The following is an 18192-nucleotide window of genomic DNA, read 5'->3' as shown; positions in this document are numbered from 1 at the left end:
CATGGCCGTAACGCCGCAGCAACACCAAGAGCCATCTCCCGCGCCGCACAGCCCCTGGCCCATTGCACTGGCTGGGTTGGTGGCACTGGCCGTAGCCATGGGTCTCGGGCGCTTTGCCTTCACGCCGCTGCTGCCGATGATGCTCAACGATGGCGTGGTCGATTTGCCGACGGCCAGCTGGCTGGCCAGCGCCAACTACTTCGGCTACATGCTGGGTGCGATTCTTTGCACGCTGCAGCCCTGGCTGTGGGCGCGCTTCAAGTGGCTGCCGCACCTGGCGTATTCGTCCTTGGTGCGCGCCGGTCTGGTTGCCACCGGCGTGCTGACGCTGGCCATGGGCTGGCATTTTCCGGCTGCATGGCCGCTGCTGCGGTTTGCTGCGGGCGTGACCAGCGCGGTGGTGTTCGTCTTCACGTCGGGCTGGTGCCTGTCCCAGCTGGCCAGGCGCGGCGTGCCCGCGATGGGCGGCATCATCTATGTTGGCCCGGGCGCCGGTATCGTGGTGAGCGGCCTGTTTGCCACTGGCATGGTGGCTTGGCACTGGACAGCCGCCACCGGCTGGATGATTTTCGGCGTGCTGGCGTTTGCGCTGACAGCCTCGGTGTGGCATGTCTTGCGCGGCGGCGACGAGCGCCTCATCGCGCTGGCGCCGCGCGCCGCTGGCTCGCCCGTTGCGGCGACCCAGCACCACGGCCATGCCGAAATGACCCTGCTCACGCTGGCCTATGGCTTGGCGGGCTTCGGCTACATCATCACCGCCACGTTTTTGCCGGTGATTGCGCGCGCGGCTTTGCCGGGATCAGCCTGGCTGGACATGTTCTGGCCCATCTTCGGCCTGGGCGTCATGGTGGGTGCGCTGCTGGCCACACGCCTGCCGCCGGGCAAGGACTTCCGCCTGCTGCTGGCCGGCTGCTACTTTTTGCAGGCGCTGGGCATTGGGGCCAGCCTCTGGAGCCCCAGCCTCGCCGGTTTTGCGCTGGGCAGCCTGATGCTGGGAATCCCGTTTACCGCCATCACCTTTTTTGCGATGCAGGAAGTGCGGCGCCTCAAACCCGCCACGGCCGCCAGTTTCATGGGCCTTCTGACAGCCACATACGGTGTCGGCCAGATCCTCGGCCCGCCGCTGGTGGCCGTGCTGCTCCGGCGTACACCCAACGCGGGCGCGGGTTTCACGATGTCGCTGGAAATTGCGGCGGCCTCGCTGCTGGTGGGCGCTGTGGTGTATGGGTGGATGGCGAAGGCTTATCCGGTACTGCCGGCTTTACCGTCTGGCGGCGTAGCGGCGCAGAAGTAAGCGCTTCGCTCATCAGTTAGGACCGGGCTGTTGCACCAGCGCCATGGCAAACTTGCCGCCGCCCACCGACCAGTCCGAATAGTCGTTTTCATGCATGAAGATGAAAACGTCATCGGCGGCAACACCGGCGTTGGTCTTTAAATTGCGCGCGATGCCCGCATAGAGTGCGCGCTTCATCGCATCGCTGCGGCCGCGCCGCATCGTGATCTCGACGACCACCGGTTGCTCTGAACGTGCCATGCCGTTGAAGCTTCGGTTGAAGAAGAACTGCTGCGCATCGTAGCTGCTGACCGAATTAAAAAGCTCGTCTTCAGGCATGCCAATGCTGTCGACCAGCGCTTGGTGAATCCCGTCGACGATGCCTTGCCGTTGCTGGGGGCTGGTGCTGTGGTGGACGCTGGTGCGGACAAAAGGCATGTGATTTTTCCTCAATTTAAATAGATGGCAGTGAATTGAAGCTTTCACCGAGGTGTCTCGAATTCTGGCAATCAATGACCGTCAGGAAAAGCGATTTGTTCGCAAGTCATATGTGCCATAAACTCACATAATGATGAAGCGCCATCTCCCACCTTTGAATGCCCTGCGTGCCTTTGAAGCCGCTGCCCGGCTGGGCCGCATGACGGCTGCGGCCGAGGAGTTGTCGGTGACCCCCGGGGCCATCAGCCGGCAGGTGCGCCAGCTGGAGCAGTCCCTGGGCGTGCCGCTCTTCGAGGGTGCCAAAAACAAGCCACAACTGACCGCTGCCGGCGCTGGGCTGTGGCCGGCGCTTGCCGCTGCGCTGGACCAGATGGAAGCCGCAGTGCGTGAAGTGCGCAGCAGCGAGGCCGGAACGCTGGACGTCTCCTGCTTCAGCACCTTTACCGTCAAGTGGCTGATTCCGCGTCTTTTTGATTTCAATGCGCGCCATCCCGATATCGACGTCCGGCTCAGCGCCGCCGAGCGTGTGACCGGTGTGGACCGTGACCGCTACGACCTCGTCATCACGGTAGACGGGCGGGGCAGCGAAAAGTCCGCCACGCTGCTGCCGCTGTTTGTGGAGCGCCTGGGCCCTGTCATGGCGCCTGGCCTCGCCAATCGGGCGAACGTGCGCGAAGCGATCGACCTGGCCCGCTTGCCGCTGCTGCACACCCAGACGCGGCGGGATGCCTGGCAGATGTGGTGCGAGTCGCGTGGCCTTGCCCTCCCCATTCAGGACGGTCCGGAGTTTGAGCACTACTACTTCACGCTAGAGGCGGCCGTGGCCGGCTTGGGCGTGGCGATAGCGCCCTGGCACCTGGTGATGGACGACGTGCGCGCCGGCCGCCTGGTGGCGCCGCTGGGCTTTGGCGAAAGCGCCTACCAGTACGTGGCCCGGCGGCGCGAAGAGGCCGATGCGAAGCTCGACACCTTTTGCGGCTGGCTGGAGCAGCAGGCGCATGAGATGCCTGTGCCTTGAGCGGCCCTGATCTGCCCGCAAATCCCCTGAAAACCCGCCATCGGCCCTGAACCGTTAAAATCAGGGCTTGCGTGCTGCCTCGGCGCGCCGGCATTTGCTTTGTTTCCGGGGCCATGTAGAGGACTACCATGTATAAAAACCTCGCGACCCCCGGTCTTTCGGCTTGTGTGGGCGCCTGTTTTTCCTGCTTTATTTCTCCCGCTCCCTCCTGTGTTTCGCCCCTGCTGCTGCCTGTGGCGGGCTGCGGCTGTGGCCGCGCGAAAGCCGCGCCATGAGCTACCAGGTCAAGGAAATTTTCTACACACTGCAAGGCGAGGGCGCCAATGCCGGACGGCCTGCGGTGTTCTGCCGTTTTGCGGGCTGCAACCTGTGGACGGGCCGCGAGCAGGACCGCGCCACGGCGGTCTGCCAGTTTTGCGACACCGATTTTGTCGGCACCAACGGCACGCTGGGCGGCAAGTTTGCCGATGCCGATGCGCTGGCGCAAAAAATTGAAGCACAGTGGCCTGTCGGCGATAGCGCCCACCGCTTTGTGGTGATGACAGGCGGCGAGCCCTTGCTGCAGGTCGATGCCGAACTGATCGCCGCGTTGCATGCGCGCGGCTTCCAGATTGCGGTGGAAACCAACGGCACCATTGCCGCGCCCCAGGGCATTGACTGGATCTGCGTGAGTCCCAAGGCCGGCGCACCTTGGGTGCAACGCGCGGGCCAGGAGCTCAAGGTCGTCTGGCCACAGCCAAGTTTCGACCTGGCCGAACTTGAGGCTGCCGACTTCACGCACCGTTACCTGCAGCCTATGGACAACCTGCAGCGGCAGCAGAACACCGAAACCTGCATCCAGCTGTGCATGGCACGCCCGGCCTGGCGCCTGAGCCTGCAGACCCACAAAATCACGGGCATCCGATGAAAAAGCTCCCCACGCCAGAACCCATGCGTTGCGAGATCAGCCAGACTTTCTACTTTGACGCGGCGCACACCCTGAAGCGCGTCATCGAGGCCGACAGCAGCAAGCGCGTGCACGGCCATACCTACAACGCCGAGGTTTTTGTCGCTGGCGAGCCCGATGCGGCCACCGGTATGGTGATGGACCTCGGCCTGGTGCGGCGCGAGATCGAGGTGCTGCGCGAAGAATTGGACCACCACCTGCTCGACGACGTGAAAGATCTGGGCCCGCCTACACTCGAAAATCTGTGCCAGTTCATCTTCCGCAAGCTGGACGCACGTCTGCCGGGCTTGACTTCGGTACGTGTCTGGCGCGCTTCGCTGGGCGACGGCTGCCGCGTGAGCCGCTGAACCCGGCCGTCCGGCTGGCAGCAAGCTCAAAAAGCCTGATAAGCCCTATAGGCCTTATCGGGTTCTGAGTATTCAGCCCGCCGGTGACTGGGTTAATCTTGCAGCCATGAAAGCCTATCGCGCCGCCCTCCTGTACTTTGCCGCGCCTGCGCAGGCCGTTTATGAGGCTGATGGCCTGCTGGTAACCGGGCCCGATGCCGAAGGCCGCCAGGTGGTGCAAGCCGTCGGCAGCTACCACGCGCTGGTTTCACAGTTCGCCGAGGTGCCCACCGAATACCTGCCGGGCCGCCTCATCGCGCCGGGTTTTGTCGACATGCACGTTCACTATCCGCAGCTGGACGCGATCGGCTCGCCTGCCGAAGGGCTGCTGCCCTGGCTTGAAAACTATACTTTTCCAGAAGAAAAACGCTTCGCAAGCAAGGACCACTGTGCGCAAGCAGCTACGTTTTTCATAGCAGAACTGCTTCGCAACGGGGTCACCACGGCACTGGCCTTCGCGACCTCGCATGTGGAATCCGTCAACGCGCTGTTCGCCGAGGCACAGAAAAACCAGCTGCGCCTCATGACCGGAAAATGCCTGATGGACCAGAATGCCCCGGACGGCGTGCGCGACGAAACGGTGCAAAGCTTGCAGGACACCGAGGCGCTGATCCAGCGCTGGCATGGCGTAGACCGGCTGGGCTACGCCATCACGCCGCGTTTTGTGCCCAGCTGCAGCGAAGCGCAGTTGCGCGGCGCCGGAGAGCTGGCCGCGAAATACCCGGACGTGTGGATCCAGTCGCACGTGGCGGAGAACAAGGACGAGATCGCCTGGGTGCGCCAGCTCTATCCGAAGGCGCGCAGCTACCTCAGCGTCTATGAACAGTTCGGACTGCTGCGCCCGCGCGCCGTATATGCGCATTGCATCCACATCGACGACGAAGACCGCGCCCTGATGCGCGGCACCGGCACGGCGGCAGCCGTGAGCCCGACCAGCAACCTGTTTCTGGGCAGCGGCTTTTTTGACTACGAACGCGCAGACCGCATCGGTTTCCCCTATGGCCTGGCCAGCGACGTGGGTGGCGGCACCTCGTTCAGCCCCTTCCACACCATGCTGGCCGCCTACTACGTGGGAAGGGAAGGGCAGACCAAAACCGGCCTGTCGCTCAAGCCGCAGCACCTGTGGTGGCAGCACACGGCGGGTGCGGCGCGTGCACTGGGCCTGGAAGGCGTTGTCGGTAACCTGCAGCCCGGTTGCGAAGCCGACTTCGTCGTGCTCAACCTCCAGGCCACGCCGCTGCTGGCGCGCAAGACGGCGCAAGCCGCCAGCCTGGACGAGTTGTTGTTCGCACTGATTGTGCTGGGTGACGACCGGGTGATTGAAAAGGCCGTGATTTCTCAGGCGGGCGGCACAGCCTAGCAGCCGGCCCGGTCGCGTTCGGCTTCCGCGTCGCGCCGGCGTTGGTTCAGGCTTTCCATGGCAGCCACACTGCCGCCGCTGCGCTGGCTCTTCTGGATGCCCTCAATTTTGGTGTTGATGCTGCTGCAACGCTTCTTTTGCGATTCGGCGGATCGCAGCGAGGAGGCATCGCCGCCCTGCGCAGCCTCGACGGCCCTGGATTCCAGGGCCTGAGGCCGCGCAGGCGCGACGCCTGGCGCCGGACTGCCGGGCAGTTTTCCCACGGCGGCCAGCGCCGCCGCAACCTCCTGGGCATGTTTCTTGGCTGCGATGCAGTCGGCTTCGATGCTGGCACGAACTTCCGGCGCGGTGCCGCGTTTGCCGTAGACCTCGGTGATCAGGGTTTTCTCTTCTTCCGAATAGGCGGCGGCCCTGAGTTTTTCCGCCAGCGCTCCCGCTTCGCGCGACCAGACAATTTTCTGGGAGTCGATGCCGCGTTGCCGGCACTGTGTGTCCGTGCCCGCGCTGGCGACGGGTCGGGGGACATTGTCGAAATTGCGCACTTCCGTGCCCGGCTGCACCGTGTCGCAGGGGCGGTCCTGGTAGACGTTGCCGCAGCGATGCATCTTCTGCGCCTGTGCCCCGGCGCCAAGCAGCATCAGCACGGTCCCTGCGGCGATCCCCATCCAGGTTTTGCAGTTCATTGCCGACTCCCCCTGTCATGTAGTGATGCGCCATTTAAGCACACCGCCAGAGTGGGTCCACGGCCCGCTTTGGCCAGGATTTCGGGTTTTCGGGACTGTGGGCAGGCAGACTTCCGGCCTATCAGGCCGGGGTGAATCAGGCCGACGAAGTTCACGCCCGGCACGTGGCGCGAACTCGTAAACATGACTTTGAAGTCCCAGATCGATTTCTACGCTTCGGGGAAATGGTCGGTCAAAAAGCCGCCGCCGTGAACAAGCACCTGGAGCACATTTTGAAAAGCTGGGCGTGGAAACACGGGCGGCAGCCGCGGCACTGGCGACTGGGCATGTCTTTTAGGCCGGCCCAAGCCCTGCCTGGGCGGAAAAAACGGCTTTTTTTGCCGCGTTCAATGAATCTCCGCGGTAGCGACGGGGACCTCCAGGATGAACGATGCGCCTTTTCCAGTACCGTCGCTGTGGACCTGCAAGCTACCCCCCATTTCCTGCGCGGCCAGAACGCAGCTGTGCAGGCCAAAGCCATGCCCGTTTTTGCGTGTGGTGAAGCCGTGAGAGAAAACGCGTGTCAGGTTCTCCGGTGCAATGCCTTCCCCGTTGTCTGTCACCGTGATGCGCAGCACGGGCCCTTCCAGCAAAACAGCATGGAGCGTAATGAACGGGCGCCTGTCTGCAATCGTGCCAAAAGCCTGCTTGGCGTTGCTGATCAGGTTCACCAGCACCTGCAAAACGCGTTGCCGATCCAGCAAAAGGGTGGGCAACGTTGCGTATTTTTTTTCAACATCCACTTTGTGGCGCGTCAGTGCATCCGCATTCATGCGCAGCGCGTCGTCCAGCAACTCATCCACCTTTGCGGATTCGACGACACGCGGGGTGCCTGCGTATGATTGCTGGGTCGCGATGACCTGTTTGATGTGGTCCACACTGCTGCAAAGTGCGTCGAGTTCTTTCGCGATCGATTCATGCTCTGCCTCCAGTGTCCGCGCCAACTCGCGCAGATAGGCGGGTAACAGCTTGCCCTTGCTGTCCCGCGTCAAAAACTCCCCCAAATCTCCGGTATGAGCGTCCATCAAACCCACAGAGCGGGCGAGCCCCTTGAGCTTGGACGTCCGCAACTGGCTGCCAATCAGTTCGGCCGACACGTTAACGCTGTTGAGAACATTCCCCACGTTGTGCAGCACGTTGGTTGCGATCTCTGCCATGCCCGCCAGACGCGCCGTGGTGAGCAGCTGGGCTTGAACCTCTTCAATTTTTCGTTCCGCTTCCTTCAATTCGGATATGTTTTTCGAAGTCCCGAAGGTTCCGATCAGTGTGCCGTTCCTGTCTCTCCAGGGGCCTTTGGTAGTGAGGTACCAGACGACACGCCCATCAGGATGAACGGTTTTTTCGCTCTTTTCGAGGATCGGTTTCCCCGTCCGGATAATCTCTTCTTCGTCGTGACTAAATTCACTCGCCCTGTCCTGGCCGTAAATGTCTGCATCGGTTTTACCAATCACATACTTTTCAAACTCCTCCACACTGGCCAAATGCGGTGGAAGTGTCTCCTCACCCATGTCCGGATGTGCTGCGCGATAGCGGCTGATCGATAGCCGCAGGAGGTTGTGAACTTCCGAGCGGCTGACTTTTACCAAACGTGATTTCAGATCCTTGAAGAAGATGGAATCTGGTGAGCTCTCCATCAGCGTAGCCAGCAAATCATGGTGGTGCGCCAGCGCTGCTTCAGTCTGCTTCAGGGCAGTAATGTCCTTGGAAATACCGAAGGTACCAATGATGGCTCCGGCGTTGTTGCGCAGCGGCATCTTTGTACTCAGCTTCCAGGATTCACCGCGCCCGTCTTTCCAGGTTTCCTTCTCCACTTTGCCGATGATCGGCTGACCTGTGCGCAGGATTTCCTGTTCATCCTCGTATGCGGGGCGCGCATGCTCTTCGGAAAAAAAATCGTGATCCGTCTTGCCCACCAGCTCCTCCGGTGATGCCCCAAACTGTAGCGCCTGTGCCTTGCTGCATTTGAGAAAGCGGGACTGCGCATCCTTGAAATAAATGTGATCGGGAGCGTTGTCCAGAAGCGTGCGCAACAAATCCTGCTCGTTGATCTGGGAGTCAGCCGCCGCGCTCCCCTTCTCCGTAACATCCGCCGCAGGGTGCCCGCCTGGATGAGACCCGGCGAGTTGTTGCAAATGCCACTTCTCTGCCAGGGAGTACGCCAATTGGATGACTTCTACAGGATCAAGCGGCGTCTTGAGCACCAGCCACCTGCTATTCGTGGCTCCCATGGCTGCGCGCAGCGCATCAGAAGAAAGATCCAGCCGCTCCGCGCACAGCACTATCTGGACTCCCGGATCAAGCGCCCATATTTGAGGTGCCATTTCGAGCGAAATTCCTCCCGCCGTACCAGAAACACCGATAAATGCCAGGAAGTAGGGACGCGAAGCCAGAAGCGACTGTTGTACCAGGGCCAGCGCCTCGCGTGTGTCGCGGGCACCATCCAGTTCGAATATCCCTCCCGCATTCTCATTTTCAACAAGCATGTTGTGGAAGGCATCGTGAATGCCGGGGCTGCCGTCCACGACAAGAATACGGTCCTTGTTCTGGGTAGATCTTGTTTTCATAGTGGGGGCGCCTCGCATGAACCGGCTTCAGATAGGGGACAACGGCACTTCAGCTTGCACCTGTGCCCGTCGTAGGGGCAACGTTACGCGGAATGTGATGTCTTGACCAGCGGCACTTTCCCCGTCCATGCGTCCCTGGCGTTTTTATCGGATTGTGGGGCAGCGATAGCCCTCAGCCCGTGCTTTTGCCAACAGGCCCCTTGGTGAGGAAGGGCCGGCTGTCTCCGGACTGGCGGTCAGTGGGGGTGGCGCTCCAACCCCAACTTACAATCACAGCCACAACAGGAGCCCCATCCCATGAGCATCAAGAGCGATAAATGGATACGCCGCATGTCCGAGCAGCACGGCATGATCGAACCTTTTGAACCCGGCCAGATCCGCCAGCGGGACGGCCAGAAAATCATCAGCTATGGCACCAGCAGTTACGGCTACGACATCCGCTGCGCGCCCGAGTTCAAGGTCTTCACCAACATCCATAGCACGGTGGTGGACCCAAAGAACTTCGACGAGAAAAGTTTTGTCGACTTCCACGGCGACAGCTGCATCATCCCGCCCAACAGCTTTGCGCTGGCCCGCACCATGGAGTACTTCCGCATCCCGCGCAATGTGCTGACCATCTGCCTGGGCAAAAGCACCTATGCGCGCTGCGGCATCATTGTCAACGTCACGCCGTTTGAGCCCGAATGGGAAGGCTATGTAACGCTGGAGTTCTCCAACACCACGCCGCTGCCAGCCAAGATTTACGCGGGCGAGGGCTGCGCGCAGGTGCTGTTCTTCGAGAGCGACAAGGACGACGTCTGCGAGGTCAGCTACAAGGACCGCGGCGGCAAGTATCAGGGGCAGGTTGGGGTGACCTTGCCGAAGGCGTAACGGACATCTACACGACTGATTTGGACGGACGCCTGCAAAGGGCGTCCGTTTTCGTTTCTGCCCTCTACAGCCTCAGGGCTTGGCGACCTGGGGGCGGCTGGCAAAGCCGCTCATGTACTTGATGGCGTCGCCAATGGTGTCGCGCCACACCGGCCATTCATGATCGCCATCGACGACGCGGTACTCCACCAGCTTGGGCTGGTATTCAAACAATTTCTGGAACAGGCCGGCCGAGTGGTAGGCAATGGAAAAGGTGTCGTGGTCGCCGCTGTTGATGTACAGGGGCACCACGATTTTTTTGCTTTTGTAGGCTTCCCAGCTGGCGGTGTAGTTCAGGCGGTCCCATGAGGCCTGGTCAAATTTGCCGCCTGCCTGGAACGGTGCCACCTGCATGGCCGAAGAGTGGCCCGGGGGTGTCGGTGAATAGATCGCCGGGCTCAACGCCGCGGCGGAAACAAACAGTTCCGGGTACTTGAAAACGGCGTTCACCGTGCCGAAACCGCCGGCGGACAGCCCTGCGATCATGCGGCCTTCACGCGTGGTGATGGTCCTGAAGTTGGTGTCGATGTGCGGGATGAGCTCCTTGATGAGCGCGGTTTCGGCCTTGTCCTTGTTGCCGTCCACCCACCAGGTGGAGCCGCCGCCCGGCATCACGATGATGGCCGGCTGGACGCGGCCTTCCCTGACCAGCGTGTCCATGGTCGCCTGGACCTGGCCTTTAACCAGCCAGTCATTGTGGTCGCCGCCGTTGCCGTGCAGCAGAAACAGCACCGGGTAGCGCAGCCGGCCGCTCTCATAGCCGTCCGGCAGGTAAATGGTGTAGCGGTAGTCTGTGTTCAAGGCCTTTGAGTTGAAGGACCTGACGGTGACCTCGCTGGCAAACGACAGCGGTGCGCCAGCCGCAACAAGTGCCAGTAAAAACCAGCCCAGCAGTTTGCGAATCGACTTGAACCCCATGCCTGTCTCCATCTTGAGCTCCTTGTTGTGTGAGGGCAAGTATCCGGTAAATCCCGGACGCGTGAAAGCGCTCTCACGCAGCGGCTCAACGGATGCCGGGGGCGGGACTGGGCCTCGGTGAACCTTGTTACTTGACCAGCAACACCGGAATCTCGCACTCGGCGACCACGCGCTGGGCCACGCTGCCGATCAGCGCGCGGCTGAGCAGGCCCTGGCCGTGTGTGCCCATCACGATAAGGTGCGCTTTTTCGCGCTTGGCGGCACGCAGTATTTCGGCGGTGGGCGAGCCGACCACGGCGAGGGTTTTAAACGCCATCTTGTGGCGCTGGAGGAAGCGCTCGATCGGCGCCAGCACCTTCTGCGATTCTTCGGTGTGGTAGGCGGTGACGTTGGCCGAACCCAGCATGGTCTTGACGCGCCCCGGCACGGGAGCCTGCACATTGATCACCACCACTTCGCCTTCGGCACCGGCGAGTTCATCGTGGTTCACCAGAAAGGCCAGGGCCTTTTTGGTGTACTTGCTGCCATCGGCGGCGAACAGAATCTTCATGGTTTTTCTCCGGTGTGATCGGATCAGCGTAACACCAGCGCCCTCGTGCCGCTGTAGGTGAGCGCCTGTTTTCGTCTTGCAGTCCGGGGAAAATGGCTTGGATCCAGGTGCCGACTTGGCGCCGTTCAAGCCAGCGCTGTCCGTGCCGCGGCCAAGTCCCAGCCCGCCCAGCCGCAGCTTTTAAACAGCACTGGCCCGGCGGGTTTTTTGAGGTCCTGGCGGATCACATCGGCCAGTGTGGCGAAGCGGCCCACGTCCAGTCCGGCCTGCAGCAGGTCCCCTGCCTCGTGGATGGCATCAGCCGCGTCGACAAACACCGAACCCTTCGCCGCGAAGTATTGGCATAACGCGGCGCTCAGTTCCATCATGGCCGGGGTGAAAGCCCCAACGGCGCTGATGAAGCCGTCAGGCCGGGGCAGCGCGCTGAGGACTACGGCGGCAGCCGGCGTGCAGGTAACGGCCAGCGGGCAGTCGGCCAGCGCGGCATCGGCGTCGTGCACCACGCGGGCGATCAGGCCCAGCGCCTCTGCATGCTGCACCAGGGCCTGGGCGCTGGCGTAGCTGCGCGAAGCGATGCGAAATTCGTGTACGCCCAGGCCTTCGGCATAAGCCTCCAGGTGCGCAAGTCCCTGGACACCGGCACCGACGATGAGCATGGGGCCGTGCGTGTTGGGCGCCAGCCGCTGCGCGGCCAGCAGTGAGACGGCTGCCGTGCGCCGGGCGGTGACGGTGGGCCCGTCGAGCATCAGCCGGCGACTGCCGGTGGCCACGTCAAACACCACAACGTCGCCCTGGATAGTGGGTCGGCCGGTGCCGGCATTGCCAGGCGTGAAGGTGATCAGTTTGGTGATCGCGGTGCGGGCGTCCAGCGCCGGCATCACAAACAGGCTGCCGCCCCCAGTCAGGGGCTGCACCACGCGCGGCGGCACCTGGACGGAACTGTCCTTGAGCAGGTGCGTCAGCTCGCTGACCAGCAACGGGTAAGGCAGGCGGGCGGCGGTCTGGGCGGGGTTTAGCAGGGTGGGCGTCATGGGGCGATGGTAAAGCGGGGAAGGAAGTGGGAGGGCGAGACGAGGGGGTGTCGGTGCCCCGCGTTACGTCGCGTAAAAAAATGAAAGGTTTTTATCCTACATATTCCCGGGAAAAGTGCTGGATGGAAACCGCAAACGCTTCCCTAGGATGAAAACAGGTTCACAGGGAGGCCTGCCATGTTTTCTGACCACTTGCAAAAATTCGACAAAATGCCTTACAAGACGCTGCTCTGGGTAGCGGCTGGGCTGGTGTTTGTTTGCCAGCTGGCAGCCTTCGCGTTTGTGGCGGACGGGCAAGTCGCCAAAGCCAGGATCCGCGACTATCAGCGCCAGGCTGAAGTGCAGGCGATTGCGCAGTGCATCGAAAACACCGCCGGTGCCGCCCGCCAGGGTTGTATCCAGCAGGCCCGCGTCGCGGCCGCCTCAGCCTTGCCGCCCGTCATCACCAGCGCGCAAAAGGGTCAGGCTGTGGCCGATTCATCGGGGGAGTCCGGCGGTGTGATGGCCAGCAACGCAGCAGGCGCCACTGTCAGCAGCATGCTGCCAATGCAGCCTGCACAGGGCTTTATGCCGGCGTCCTTCGCCATCCGCTGATTCAGCAATCATCGGAAGGTCTTACGGCCGGTGCGGTTAGTATGGCCGCGATGGACATGTCACGCCTGTTGCGTCTTTACCAGCCGCGAAACCCCCTGTTCTGGCTGATGCTCGTGCTCAACGGGCTGTCTCCTTTGCTGGCCTGGGTGGTACATAACCGTCCCTTGAATGCCTGGGCCACGGTGCTGGTCACCTGTTTTGCGCTGGGTAACGCCGTGATTGGCACATTCCTGCTGTGGCGATTGCTGCGCAATGAGCCTGCCATGCCCGCGCAGAATGCCGGCGCGCAAGACGCTAACCCTGACGTTAATTGACGGCCCCGGCGCCTTTGACGATGTCGTGCGGTGTGGCCAGCGCCGCCGCTATGGCCAGCCGCAACCCGCGCACGATCTCATCGAGCGGCAAGCTGGGCGCACCCTGTTCGGGCACATAGGGCACATGGATAAAACCGCCACGCGTGCGCCTGAAGCCGCGCTTTGTGGTCAGGGCATGCATGAGCGCATAAAACACGTGGTTGCAGACAAAGGTGCCGGCGGTTTGCGAAACCTCGGCAGCCACGCCCGCCTCCTGCAGCGCCTGCAGCATGGCCTTGATGGGCAGGCTGCTGAAATAGGCTGCCGGCCCGCCCGCCACGACCGGCGTGTCGACGGGCTGGCCGCCGGTATTGTCGGGAATACGGGCATCGTTGACGTTGATGGCAATGCGCTCCAGCGAAATCGCGCTGCGCCCGCCCGCCTGGCCGACGCAGATCACCAGTACCGGCTTATGCAGCGCGAGCAGCCGGATGAGTTCTGCGATGGAGGCCTGAAACACGGTGGGCAATTGCGCCGCCACCAGGAGGTGGCCGCCTACGCGCTTGCCACCCAGCGCCTGTACCGCCAGCCAGCTGGGGTTGAGGGGCAAGCCGCTGTGCCCGGTGTCGCCAAAGGGGTCGAAGCCGGTGAGCAGGACACGGGGTAGCGAAGAAGCGGAAAGGGCTGTGCGCATGCCACCATTGTGAAGGACGGCGGTGTTTTGGCTACCATGGCTCCATGAATACCCCAACCCATCCGGACATTTCCGCGCTGGCCACCGACCTCACCCGCGCCCGTCTTGAAGCCAGCCCGTTGCCTTGGCCCGCCACCGTGCCAACTGACGTGCCGCTGGCCTATGCCACCGCGCTGGCCGTGCGCGCCGCGCGAAGCGCGCAGGGCGACAGCCCGGTAGGCTACAAGGTTGGCTTTACCAACCGCACCATCTGGCCGCGTTATGAAGTCTATGGCCCCATCTGGGGCACGGTGTGGCATAGCAGCCTGGCGCGTGTCGATGCCTCCGGGCCCAACGAGGGAGTGTTGTCGCTCAAAGGCCTGTGTGAACCGCGCATTGAGCCCGAGGTGGTGTTCGGCCTGCGCGAAGCGCCGCCGACCGATTGTTCGGCGGCAGAACTGATTGCGTCCATAGACTGGGTCGCGCACGGCTATGAGATCGTGCACACGCATTTCCCGGGATGGAAGTTCACGGCTGCGCAGGCGGTAGCCGACGGCGGGCTGCACGGCCGGTTATTGGTGGGCCATGCCGTGAAGCTGCCCGACGGGTTGGCGCCCGCGGCACTCATGCAAGCCCTGGCGGGCCTGCGGCTCAAGCTCTACGGCGATGGGGTGCTCAAAGATGAAGGTGAGGGCGCCAATGTGCTGGACGGTCCTGTAGAGGCGCTGCTGCATTTCGTACAGGAATTGCGCGCCACGCCCGGCACACCGGCTTTGCGGGCCGGCGACGTCATCACCACCGGCACGCTGACTGACGCCTGGCCGGTGCAGGCGGGGCAGACCTGGCATACCGAACTGCAAGCGTCCGGCCCGGTGGCCGGCTCGCTCAAGGGCTTGACGGTCCGGTTCGAATAAGCGCCGCGCGCCGGGCCTATTTTTTGATCACCGCGCCGGTTTCGCTGTCGAACTTCACGACACGCACCTGGCCGTTCTGGCCGGGAAAGTTGTCAAACACCGCGCGAACCAGGTAAGGCACGACCAGCGGAAGGTCGCCGCTGCCGCCTTCGTACACAGCGCGCGATTCAAACACCGTGCGCGGCGGCTTGCCGGGTGGCGTGCCCTGGGTGTCAAGTAACCGCACGCGCAGGCTGTTGGTGTAAATCGTCATGTTGAGCGGCCTGTCGCCGACATAGCGCGGCCCGAAAGGGTCGGGCACCCAGCCGCCCGCGTATACGCGGCCCGCGGCGTCGCGGTAAGGCGGCAGGAAGACAAAGTTGTCCTGGTAAACCGGCTGCAGAAAGGTTTTCTCTTCGCTGCGGCTGCTGGCCGCTACGTCAACCTGCAGCCGCCCTGCCTGGCCTTCCGGCGCGCGCCTGAGGCCGCGTTTCTCCAGTTCGGCCTGCACATAGCCCTCATAGGTGGCTTGTTCCAGCTGCCGTGTCGTGTCCACCGGCGTGATGTAGCTGAAAGTGGCGCCCGCCGTATCGCCCGGCCACTGGTTGAAGCTGGTCACGCGGGTGGTGATGGGGCTGGCGCAGGCCGTCAGCAGCGCGGCCAGCAGCAACGCAAGCGCCAGGCGCAGCGGGAAAAACACGGAAATGGCGCCGCCCTGGGTGCCGGGGCCCGCGGGCGTTGGGTGGGCAAAAGTAGTCATGACGAATGGATACACCAAGGTTCAATTTTGTTCCACGGCGGGGGGCCGCTCAAGTAAAGTCGGCGCATGCGCTGACAGCGGACCGGGCTTTGGGGCAGGTGCCGCAGCGGGCCGGAAAGGCCAGTATGCACGGATGACAGACAGGGAGACACCATGAAGTGGGAAGGCAATCGCGAATCCGACAATGTTGAAGACCGGCGCGACGGCGGTGGCGGGGGAGGCGGCTTCGGCTTTGGGGGCCGCAGCGTCGGCATCGGCACCATCGTGGTTGCGCTGGTGGGCGGCTGGATCTTCGGCATCAACCCGATGACCATCCTGAGCCTGCTCAGCGGCGGCGGATCCCCCGCACAGGTGCAGCAGGGCCCGGCCCCCAAGCCGCCGGCCGATGACCGCATGGCGAAATTCGTCTCGACCGTGCTGGCGGACACCGAAGATGTCTGGACCGACGTGTTTGCCAAGGGCGGCGGCACTTACCAGAAGCCGCGGCTGGTGCTCTTTCGTGGCGCCACGCAAACTGCCTGCGGCCAGGGCCAGGCCGCCATGGGGCCGTTTTACTGTCCGGGCGACCAGAAGGTCTACATCGACCTGGGCTTTTACGAAACCCTCCGTAACCGTTTGGGAGCACCCGGCGACTTCGCCCAGGCGTATGTGATCGCGCATGAGGTGGGCCACCATGTGCAGAATCTGCTGGGCATTAGCGGCAAGATGGACCAGATGCGTGGCCGCGTCAGCAAAGCCGAATACAACGCCCTGAGCGTTCGCCTGGAGTTGCAGGCCGACTGTTTTGCCGGTGTGTGGGCGCATAACGCGCAGAACGCGCGCCAGATACTGGAGCAGGGCGACGTGGAGGAGGCCATGAACGCCGCCGCCAAAATCGGCGACGACGCCCTGCAGCGGGCCGGCGGCGGCGCGGTGGTGCCCGAAAGCTTCACCCACGGCACCAGCGCCCAGCGCCAGCGCTGGTTCGACACGGGCCTGAAAACCGGCAGCGTGAAGGCCTGCGACACCTTTAGCGCCCGCAGTATTTAGCCGGCAGCCAACAATTAAGAGTGAAATCGGGCTGTAGCCCTTTACTGACGCGCGCAAACAGCTATAAAATAGATAGCAATAAAGGGGTGTTGCCCCAGTGGCTGCCCTGGCCCAAATGGCCCTGAAAGCGCAGTGGGCCGGCAAAACCGGCATCGGGGCCTAAAGTGCGACAATAGAAGGCTGAGGAAGCGCTGCAACAGCCCCATCACGGTCGGTGACCGTGCCACGCCGGGCGGCCTGCCGCGCTCCCTTTCTTGTCAATGGTGCAGCGGTGCCGTTGGCTGCCAGCGCGCCGGTCCGCGCGCCCTTCGCAAGACAACCCGCAGAGTACCGCCGAGCCTTTTATGACATCCTCTTTTTCCAATCTTTCGCTGGCAGAACCGCTGGCCCGCGCCGTAGCCGAAATGGGCTACGAAACCATGACCCCCATCCAGGAACAGGCCATCCCGGTCGTCCTGCAGGGTAAAGACGTCATGGGCGCCGCGCAAACCGGCACCGGCAAGACTGCGGCTTTCGCGTTGCCCCTGCTGCAGCGCATGATGAAGCACGAGAACGCCTCGACGTCGCCAGCCCGCCACCCGGTGCGTGCGCTGGTGCTGCTGCCCACGCGCGAACTCGCCGTGCAGGTGGCCCAGCAAGTCGAGCTGTACGCCAAATACACCAATCTGCGCAGCACCGTGGTGTTTGGCGGCATGGACATGAAGCCGCAGACGGCCGAGCTCAAAAAAGGCGTTGAAGTGCTGGTGGCCACGCCGGGCCGGCTGCTTGACCACATTGAAGCCAAGAACGCCGTACTCAATCAGGTCGAATACGTGGTGCTCGACGAAGCCGACCGTATGCTGGACATCGGCTTTTTGCCCGATCTGCAGCGCATCCTGAGCTACCTGCCCAAGCAGCGCATCACCTTGCTGTTCTCGGCGACTTTTTCGCCTGAAATCAAGCGCCTGGCTTCCAGCTATTTGCAGGATCCGGTCACGATCGAGGTCGCCCGTTCCAACGCTACAGCTTCCACCGTCGAGCAGCATTTCTACAGCGTGGGCGCCGACGACAAACGCCGCGCCCTGCACCAGATCCTGAAACAGCGCGGCATGAAGCAGGCTTTTGTGTTCGTCAACAGCAAACTCGGTTGCGCACGGCTGGCGCGTTCCCTGGAACGTGAAGGCCTCAAGACCACGGCGCTGCACGGCGACAAGAGCCAGGACGAGCGCCTGAAAGCGCTGGAAGCCTTCAAGAAGGGCGAAGTCGACCTGCTGGTGTGTACCGACGTGGCGGCGCGCGGCCTGGACATCAAGGATGTGCCCGCAGTGTTCAACTTCGATGTTCCCTTCAATGCCGAAGATTACGTGCACCGCATCGGCCGTACCGGCCGGGCTGGCGCATCGGGCCTGGCAGTGAGTTTTGTTGCCAGCAGCGACCAGCGCCTGGTGGCTGATATTGAAAAACTGATCAAGACCAAGATCGAACTGGAGCCCATCGAGTTCGAGGAAGACCAGCCCCGTATCAGCGAGCAGGGCCGTATCAATGACGGCCGCCGCATGTACCGTGAAGGTGAAGAGGGCGGCCATGCGCGTGAAGCGCGCCAGCCGCGGGAGCGGCGCGAATACACGCCGCATCGCCAGCCGGCGGCGCCGCGTGACCCGTTTTTTGACCAGCCCTACGAACCAACCGCTGCGCCCGATGCCACGCCCGCCTGGGAAGCCGCCGCCAAAGCTGCCCCCGCGCGCAGCAGTGTGTCGGCCAATATCAAGCCGAAGAAAAAAGTCGCAGCGCTGTTCAAGACAGCCGGTTAAGACAACCGGCCAGGGTGAGCCGGTCCAGCACCGGTTCATTGCGGG

General features: G+C 62.8%; 19 protein-coding genes and 1 pseudogene. 11 read left to right on the top strand and 9 right to left on the bottom strand.

Annotated elements, in window-relative coordinates; genetic code table 11:
- Position 1 precedes the first annotated feature (1 nt).
- The gene (locus tag AC1DWQ_RS01850; protein ID WP_477668906.1) at positions 2-1294 is read left to right on the top strand and encodes a YbfB/YjiJ family MFS transporter; all 1293 of its coding nucleotides are present in this window, start codon (positions 2-4) and stop codon (positions 1292-1294) included.
- Positions 1295-1306: 12 nt separating this feature from the next.
- On the opposite strand, the gene AC1DWQ_RS01845 is transcribed toward AC1DWQ_RS01850, so the two are convergent.
- On the bottom strand, positions 1307-1711 hold the full coding sequence (locus tag AC1DWQ_RS01845; RefSeq protein ID WP_477668114.1) for a tautomerase family protein: 405 nt from the start codon (positions 1709-1711) through the stop codon (positions 1307-1309).
- A gap of 133 nt (positions 1712-1844) precedes the next feature.
- Here AC1DWQ_RS01845 and AC1DWQ_RS01840 point away from each other — a divergent pair, with 133 nt between their 5' ends.
- The 4 genes from AC1DWQ_RS01840 to guaD all read left to right on the top strand — a co-directional run bounded on the left by AC1DWQ_RS01840 (position 1845) and on the right by guaD (position 5421).
- Positions 1845-2729: a LysR substrate-binding domain-containing protein gene (locus AC1DWQ_RS01840; protein WP_477668113.1), complete on the top strand. Its 885-nt coding sequence runs from the start codon at positions 1845-1847 to the stop codon at positions 2727-2729.
- Between the two features lie 271 nt (positions 2730-3000).
- Positions 3001-3636, top strand: coding sequence for a 7-carboxy-7-deazaguanine synthase (queE, locus tag AC1DWQ_RS01835; RefSeq protein ID WP_477668112.1), 636 nt, complete (start codon positions 3001-3003; stop codon positions 3634-3636).
- A 23-nt stretch (positions 3637-3659) separates the two neighbouring features.
- Positions 3660-4022 carry a 6-pyruvoyl trahydropterin synthase family protein gene (locus AC1DWQ_RS01830; protein WP_457280955.1) on the top strand — a complete coding sequence of 121 codons (363 nt, stop codon included), beginning with the start codon at positions 3660-3662 and terminating at the stop codon, positions 4020-4022.
- A gap of 106 nt (positions 4023-4128) precedes the next feature.
- Positions 4129-5421, top strand: coding sequence for a guanine deaminase (gene guaD / locus AC1DWQ_RS01825; RefSeq protein WP_477668111.1), 1293 nt, complete (start codon positions 4129-4131; stop codon positions 5419-5421).
- On the opposite strand, the gene AC1DWQ_RS01820 is transcribed toward guaD, so the two are convergent.
- The 3 genes and pseudogenes from AC1DWQ_RS01820 to AC1DWQ_RS01810 all read right to left on the bottom strand — a co-directional run bounded on the left by AC1DWQ_RS01820 (position 5418) and on the right by AC1DWQ_RS01810 (position 8707).
- Complete coding sequence (locus tag AC1DWQ_RS01820; protein WP_477668110.1) at positions 5418-6104, bottom strand: hypothetical protein; 687 nt, start codon at positions 6102-6104, stop codon at positions 5418-5420. The genes guaD and AC1DWQ_RS01820 overlap by 4 nt on opposite strands.
- Positions 6105-6220: 116 nt before the next feature.
- Positions 6221-6355, bottom strand: a pseudogene (locus AC1DWQ_RS01815) (acetamidase/formamidase family protein); the annotation flags it as partial.
- 135 nt (positions 6356-6490) lie between these two features.
- Positions 6491-8707, bottom strand: coding sequence for a PAS domain-containing protein (locus AC1DWQ_RS01810; RefSeq protein WP_477668109.1), 2217 nt, complete (start codon positions 8705-8707; stop codon positions 6491-6493).
- Between the two features lie 297 nt (positions 8708-9004).
- Between AC1DWQ_RS01810 and dcd the strand changes: the two genes are divergently transcribed.
- Positions 9005-9577 (top strand): dCTP deaminase, encoded by a 573-nt coding sequence (gene dcd, locus AC1DWQ_RS01805; RefSeq protein ID WP_457279872.1) that lies wholly within the window; start codon positions 9005-9007, stop codon positions 9575-9577.
- A gap of 72 nt (positions 9578-9649) precedes the next feature.
- Here the strand turns inward: dcd and AC1DWQ_RS01800 are convergent, their stop codons facing one another.
- The 3 genes from AC1DWQ_RS01800 to AC1DWQ_RS01790 form a co-directional block, all read right to left on the bottom strand.
- A complete protein-coding gene (locus AC1DWQ_RS01800; protein WP_477668108.1) occupies positions 9650-10534 on the bottom strand; it encodes an alpha/beta hydrolase in 885 nt (294 codons plus the stop codon).
- 127 nt (positions 10535-10661) lie between these two features.
- Complete coding sequence (locus AC1DWQ_RS01795) at positions 10662-11084, bottom strand: universal stress protein (RefSeq protein ID WP_477668107.1); 423 nt, start codon at positions 11082-11084, stop codon at positions 10662-10664.
- 125 nt (positions 11085-11209) lie between these two features.
- Entirely contained in the window at positions 11210-12115 is a 906-nt protein-coding gene (locus AC1DWQ_RS01790) for a delta(1)-pyrroline-2-carboxylate reductase family protein (RefSeq protein WP_477668106.1), read from the bottom strand.
- Between the two features lie 177 nt (positions 12116-12292).
- Here AC1DWQ_RS01790 and AC1DWQ_RS01785 point away from each other — a divergent pair, with 177 nt between their 5' ends.
- Both AC1DWQ_RS01785 and AC1DWQ_RS01780 read left to right on the top strand, forming a co-directional pair.
- A complete protein-coding gene (locus AC1DWQ_RS01785) occupies positions 12293-12709 on the top strand; it encodes a hypothetical protein (protein WP_477668105.1) in 417 nt (138 codons plus the stop codon).
- A 41-nt stretch (positions 12710-12750) separates the two neighbouring features.
- Complete coding sequence (locus AC1DWQ_RS01780; RefSeq protein ID WP_477668104.1) at positions 12751-13023, top strand: hypothetical protein; 273 nt, start codon at positions 12751-12753, stop codon at positions 13021-13023.
- Here AC1DWQ_RS01780 and pcp read toward each other — a convergent pair.
- A complete protein-coding gene (pcp, locus tag AC1DWQ_RS01775) occupies positions 13016-13696 on the bottom strand; it encodes a pyroglutamyl-peptidase I (RefSeq protein ID WP_477668103.1) in 681 nt (226 codons plus the stop codon). The genes AC1DWQ_RS01780 and pcp overlap by 8 nt on opposite strands.
- 44 nt (positions 13697-13740) lie before the next feature.
- On the opposite strand from pcp, the gene AC1DWQ_RS01770 reads away from it, so the two are divergent.
- Positions 13741-14589 carry a 2-keto-4-pentenoate hydratase gene (locus AC1DWQ_RS01770; RefSeq protein WP_477668102.1) on the top strand — a complete coding sequence of 283 codons (849 nt, stop codon included), beginning with the start codon at positions 13741-13743 and terminating at the stop codon, positions 14587-14589.
- A 16-nt stretch (positions 14590-14605) separates the two neighbouring features.
- On the opposite strand, the gene AC1DWQ_RS01765 is transcribed toward AC1DWQ_RS01770, so the two are convergent.
- Positions 14606-15328, bottom strand: coding sequence for a DUF4136 domain-containing protein (locus AC1DWQ_RS01765; protein WP_477668101.1), 723 nt, complete (start codon positions 15326-15328; stop codon positions 14606-14608).
- A gap of 153 nt (positions 15329-15481) precedes the next feature.
- Here AC1DWQ_RS01765 and ypfJ point away from each other — a divergent pair, with 153 nt between their 5' ends.
- Both ypfJ and AC1DWQ_RS01755 read left to right on the top strand, forming a co-directional pair.
- Positions 15482-16357 (top strand): KPN_02809 family neutral zinc metallopeptidase, encoded by an 876-nt coding sequence (ypfJ, locus tag AC1DWQ_RS01760; RefSeq protein WP_477668100.1) that lies wholly within the window; start codon positions 15482-15484, stop codon positions 16355-16357.
- 344 nt (positions 16358-16701) lie between these two features.
- A complete protein-coding gene (locus AC1DWQ_RS01755; protein ID WP_477668099.1) occupies positions 16702-18147 on the top strand; it encodes a DEAD/DEAH box helicase in 1446 nt (481 codons plus the stop codon).
- Positions 18148-18192: the final 45 nt, after the last annotated feature.

This window comes from Polaromonas sp. P2_G11 (assembly GCF_056403595.1).
The sequence above is the reverse complement of the archived record's forward strand: the minus strand, read 5'-3'. Positions and strand labels throughout refer to the sequence as shown.